The following is a 254-nucleotide window of genomic DNA, read 5'->3' as shown; positions in this document are numbered from 1 at the left end:
ACGAGGTGCGCGCCTGTTACGCGACCTCGTCCTTGGTGCGGATCGCGCGGATGAAATCGCGCACCAGCGCCTGATCGTGGCGCGTCATCTGCACATGCACGATGGCCTTGAAGCCAAGCCCGGTCGCGGCATCGTCCAGATCGACGGTATAGCGCCGGATCGCCCCGCTTTCCTCAAGCGCGCGCACGCGCCGCCAGCACGACGACGGCGACAGCCCCACCTGCGCCGCCAGATCGGCGTTGGAAATCCGGCTG

At 67.7% G+C, this 254-nt stretch carries 1 protein-coding gene; it reads right to left on the bottom strand.

The window, feature by feature from the left end; all coding sequences use genetic code 11:
- Positions 1 to 16: 16 nt before the first annotated feature.
- A partial coding sequence (locus tag RMT89_RS44280) for a winged helix-turn-helix transcriptional regulator (protein WP_315889410.1) occupies positions 17 to 254 on the bottom strand: 238 nt, incomplete at its 5' end.

The sequence above is a fragment of the Streptomyces sp. P17 genome, assembly GCF_032436805.1.
In the GTDB taxonomy this organism is placed as follows: Bacteria; Actinomycetota; Actinomycetes; order Streptomycetales; family Streptomycetaceae; genus Streptomyces.
The sequence above is the reverse complement of the archived record's forward strand: the minus strand, read 5'-3'. Positions and strand labels throughout refer to the sequence as shown.